3 rRNA genes are annotated in these 5,431 nt (G+C 60.6%); all 3 read right to left on the reverse strand.

The window, feature by feature from the left end:
* Window positions 1-9: 9 nt before the first annotated feature.
* Window positions 10-126: ribosomal RNA gene (rrf, locus tag OU02_RS07955) — 5S ribosomal RNA — on the reverse strand.
* A 167-nt stretch (window positions 127-293) separates the two neighbouring features.
* A 23S ribosomal RNA gene (locus tag OU02_RS07960) occupies window positions 294-3,385 on the reverse strand.
* A 505-nt stretch (window positions 3,386-3,890) separates the two neighbouring features.
* Window positions 3,891-5,428, reverse strand: a 16S ribosomal RNA gene (locus tag OU02_RS07965).
* The 16S, 23S and 5S rRNA genes sit together here, the layout of an rRNA operon.
* Between the last annotated feature and the right edge of the window lie 3 nt (window positions 5,429-5,431).

Raw genomic sequence — 5,431 nt, forward strand, 5'->3', positions numbered from 1 at the left:
TCAAGTGTGGTGCGGCGGTGTGCTACTCTCCCACACCCTGTCGGGTGCAGTACCATCGCCGTGCCAGGTCTTAGCTTCCGGGTTCGGAATGGGTCCGGGCGTCTCCCCTGGGCCATGGCCGCCGCAAATCTTCAATTGTCCGTCACCCCCTTTCTTGGGGGTCCGGGTTGTGTGGTTGTTCGGGGACCGGTGGGTGGACGCGACGCGCGTGTGTTCGTGACCGTCGACCAAGTGTGTGGTTGGTCTGGTTAGCGCAAGTAAGGGTGTTGGCCAGTGCCCGTGGAACGGGTCTGACGGGTTTGTGTTTCGACCGTTAGTGCCGGTCAGCTCCACCGCTCGCGCGGCTTCCACGTCCGGTCTATCGACCAGGTGTTCTACCTGGGGTCTGCCACCACCTCGAGGGGTGGTTAGGAATCCTTATCTTGGAGCGGGCTTCCCGCTTAGATGCTTTCAGCGGTTATCCCTCCCGAACGTGGCCAACCAGCCATGCCGCTGGCGCGACAACTGGCATACCAGAGGTTCGTCCACCCAGGTCCTCTCGTACTATGGGCAGGCCTCCTCAGGATTCCAACGAGCGCAGAGGATAGAGACCAAACTGTCTCACGACGTTCTGAACCCAGCTCGCGTGCCGCTTTAATCGGCGAACAGCCGAACCCTTGGGACCTGCTCCAGCCCCAGGATGCGACGAGCCGACATCGAGGTGCCAAACCATCCCGTCGATATGGACTCTTGGGAATGATCAGCCTGTTATCCCCGGGGTACCTTTTATCCGTTGAGCGATGCCGCGTCCGTACGCCGGCACCGGATCACTATCTCCGACTTTCGTCCCTGCTCGATCCGTCGATCTCGCAGTCAAGCCCGCTTGTGCGATTACACTCGACACCCGATTGCCAACCGGGCCGAGCGGACCTTTGAGCGCCTCCGTTACTCTTTGGGAGGCAACCGCCCCAGTTAAACTACCCGCCAGGCACTGTCCCCGACAAGGCTCACTTGTCCGGGTTAGGCATCAGATGGGGACAGAGCGGTATTTCACCGGCCGACTCCACACACACTGGCGTGCGTGCTTCACAGTCTCCCGCCTATGCTACACAATCCGCACCTGATGCCAATACCAAGGTATAGTAAAGGTCCCGGGGTCTTTTCGTCCTTCTGCGCTTAACGAGCATCTTTACTCGTACTGCAATTTCGCCGAGCTCCTGGTCGAGACAGCGGGGAAGTCGTTACGCCATTCGTGCAGGTCGGAACTTACCCGACAAGGAATTTCGCTACCTTAGGATGGTTATAGTTACCACCGCCGTTTACCGGGGCTTGAATTCACCACTTCGCGCGGCAAGCCGCGCTGATGGATCCTCTTAACCTTCCGGCACCGGGCAGGCGTCAGTGCATATACGGCGACTTGCGTCTTGGCATGCACCTGTGTTTTTGGTAAACAGTCGCTACCCCCTGGCTTGTGCCACCCCCCACCGCCTCGGGGCCGCGAGGGCCCGTCACCGCGGGGGGTCTCCCTTATGCCGAAGGCACGGGAGCGGTTTGCCGAGTTCCTTGACCAGGATTCGCTCGCTCGCTTTGGTATACTCTACCTGACCACCTGTGTCGGTTTGGGGTACGAGCGGCCCAAGACCTCACGCCGAAGCTTTTCTCGGCCGACGGGATCACCGGATATCGGGCCACAAGGGCCCCCATCGTCACGCCTCACCCCATGATGCCCCCGGATTTGCCTGGGGGCGGGGCCACACGCTTGACCAGGGAAAACCACCTCCCCGGCCGGCTACCCGTCCGCGTCACTCCACGCGCTCGACCCCAAGGCGCCCCACACAGACCCATGCATCGCCCCACACCCCGAAAGGCATGGGAACCAACACGGAAATGTGTGTTCGGCCAGGGGGCCGCTTGTCGGTCAAAGGGCCGGTACGGGAATATCAACCCGTTCATCCATTCGACTACGCCTGTCGGCCTCGCCTTAGGACCCGACTCACCCAGGGACGACGAACGTGGCCCTGGAACCCTTGGTCATCCAGCGGCAAGGATCCTCACCTTGCTCTCGCTACTCATGTCTGCATTCTCACTCCCATACGGTCCACCACAGGATCACTCCGCGGCTTCAACCCGGCATGGGACGCTCTCCTACCCAACAACCACAAGGGTTGTTGCCGCGTCTTCGGTGGCGTGCTTGAGCCCCGCTACATTGTCGGCGCGGAACCACTAGACCAGTGAGCTGTTACGCACTCTTTCAAGGATGGCTGCTTCTGAGCCAACCTCCTGGCTGTCTATGCGACTCCACATCCTTTCCCACTTAGCACGCGCTTGGGGACCTTAGACGACGGTCAGGGCTGTCTCCCCCTCGACGACGGAGCTTATCCCCCGCCGACTCACTGCTGGCATACACACGACAGGTATTCGGAGTTTGGTTGCTATTGGTACCCGGTACGGGCCCGCAAGCATCCAGTCGCTCTACCCCCTGCGCGCAATCAACCAACGCTGCACCTAAATGCATTTCGGAGAGAACCAGCTATCACGGAATTTGATTGGCCTTTCACCCCTAACCCCAGGTCATCCCCTCAGTTTTCAACCTAAGTGGGTGCGGTCCTCCACGCGGTCTTACCCGCGCTTCAACCTGCCCAGGGCTAGATCATCCCGCTTCGGGTCCAGGACACGCGACTCAAGACGCCTTTTAAGACTCGCTTTCGCTACGCCTCCACCTCGACGGCTTAGGCTCGCCACATGCCACTGACTCGCAGACTCATTTTTCGATAGGCACGCCGTCACCCCACACGGGGGCTCCGACGGTTCGTAGGCGCACGGTTTCAGGAACTCTTTCACTCCCCTCCCGGGGTGCTTTTCACCTTTCCCTCACGGTACTGGTCCACTATCGGTCAGACAGGTATACTCAGGCTTACCCAACGGTCTGGGCGGATTCACACGGGATTCCACGAGGCCCGCGCTACTCGGGACACGGCTACCACCAGACCATGCGCGTTCGGCTACGGGGCCATCACCCTCTACGGCCCGGTATCCAACCCGGTTCGCCTCACACACGGTTTTATCACTGGCGGCCGGCGCGTCGGCACCGGCACGGCCGCTCCCACGACACCAATGCCGCAACCCCCGACGGGTATCACACGGCACCGGTTTAGCCATCATCCGCTTTCGCTCGCCACTACTCACGGAGTATCCTTTCCTGCAGGTACTGAGATGTTTCACTTCCCTGCGTACCCCCCGCACAAAACTCTGCGGTGCCGGCCCACAACAGCCGGCGGGTTACCCCATTCGGACACCCTCGGATCAAAGCCCTGTCGGCGGCTCCCCGAGGCCTATCGCGGCCCCACACGTCCTTCATCGGTACTGCCTGCCAAGGCATCCACCATACGCCCATGGCAACAAACCCACCAACCCCGCAAAAGGGGCCACGGGCCCATGCCACTTGCACTGGAACACCCTACGACAACTAATCAGATCATCTAAACACCACCCACACCAACAGTGCGGGCGGCTCTACCAAAACACTCGCGAACACAATCCACGCACCCACCCGAAAGCGGGCACGGAACGGTTCGACAAAATCAACAGTACGAACACACCCGGCACACCCGCAAGGGCGCACCGTTCATGCTCGCGTCCACTCTCCAGTTCTCAAACCACCACACCACACCACCCCAGGCACCCACCCCACAAGGGACGGGACCAGGACGGCGGGAACGGAACACCACCCCCGACAAGGGGCCTGGCGGTCCGGGAACCCAACAGCATGCACCACACCACAACCACCCCACCACACAGGCGGGAACGGCCCTGACCCTTTTCCAGCCAGCAAGGGACACCACCCGGCCAGGAAGCCAGGCTGTAAAGCATCCCATCATCGGCGCACCCCGTGCGCCCACAAAACTCCGTAGAAAGGAGGTGATCCAGCCGCACCTTCCGGTACGGCTACCTTGTTACGACTTAGTCCCAATCACGAGCCTCACCTTAGACGGCTCCCCCCACAAGGGTTAGGCCACCGTCTTCGGGTGCTGCCCACTTTCATGACTTGACGGGCGGTGTGTACAAGGCCCGGGAACGCATTCACCGCGGCGTTGCTGATCCGCGATTACTAGCGACTCCACCTTCACGCAGTCGAGTTGCAGACTGCGATCCGAACTGAGACCGGTTTTCAGGGATCCGCCCCACGTCACCGTGTCGCACCCCGTTGTACCGGCCATTGTAGCATGCGTGAAGCCCTGGACGTAAGGGGCATGATGATCTGACGTCATCCCCACCTTCCTCCGAGTTAACCCCGGCGGTCCCACGTGAGTTCCCGGCATGACCCGCTGGCAACACGCGGCGAGGGTTGCGCTCGTTGCGGGACTTAACCCAACATCTCACGACACGAGCTGACGACGACCATGCACCACCTGTGAACCCGCCCCGAAGGGAAACCCCGTCTCCGGGATCGTCAGGCACATGTCAAGCCCAGGTAAGGTTCTTCGCGTTGCATCGAATTAATCCGCATGCTCCGCCGCTTGTGCGGGCCCCCGTCAATTTCTTTGAGTTTTAGCCTTGCGGCCGTACTCCCCAGGCGGGATGCTTAACGCGTTAGCTCCGACACAGGACCCGGAAAAAGGGCCCCACATCCAGCATCCACCGTTTACGGCGTGGACTACCAGGGTATCTAATCCTGTTCGCTCCCCACGCTTTCGCTCCTCAGCGTCAGTAACGGCCCAGAGACCTGCCTTCGCCATTGGTGTTCTTCCCGATATCTACACATTCCACCGTTACACCGGGAATTCCAGTCTCCCCTACCGCACTCAAGCCCGCCCGTACCCGGCGCGGATCCACCGTTAAGCGATGGACTTTCACACCGGACGCGACGAACCGCCTACGAGCCCTTTACGCCCAATAAATCCGGATAACGCTTGCACCCTACGTATTACCGCGGCTGCTGGCACGTAGTTAGCCGGTGCTTATTCGAACAATCCACTCAACACGGCCGAAACCGTGCCTTGCCCTTGAACAAAAGCGGTTTACAACCCGAAGGCCTCCATCCCGCACGCGGCGTCGCTGCATCAGGCTTGCGCCCATTGTGCAATATTCCCCACTGCTGCCTCCCGTAGGAGTCTGGGCCGTATCTCAGTCCCAATGTGGCCGGTCGCCCTCTCAGGCCGGCTACCCGTCAACGCCTTGGTAGGCCGTTACCCCACCAACAAGCTGATAGGACGCGACCCCATCCCATGCCGCAAAAGCCTTTCCCACACTCGCATGCGCTCATGTGGAACATCCGGCATTACCACCCGTTTCCAGGAGCTATTCCGGTGCATGGGGCAGGTCGGTCACGCATTACTCACCCGTTCGCCACTCTCACCCCGGCAGCAAGCTGCCAGGGATCCCGTTCGACTTGCATGTGTTAAGCACGCCGCCAGCGTTCATCCTGAGCCAGAATCGAACCCTCCACAAAAAA

The organism is Bifidobacterium pseudolongum subsp. pseudolongum DSM 20099 (genome assembly GCF_000771225.1).
Taxonomy (GTDB): domain Bacteria; phylum Actinomycetota; class Actinomycetes; order Actinomycetales; family Bifidobacteriaceae; genus Bifidobacterium; species Bifidobacterium pseudolongum.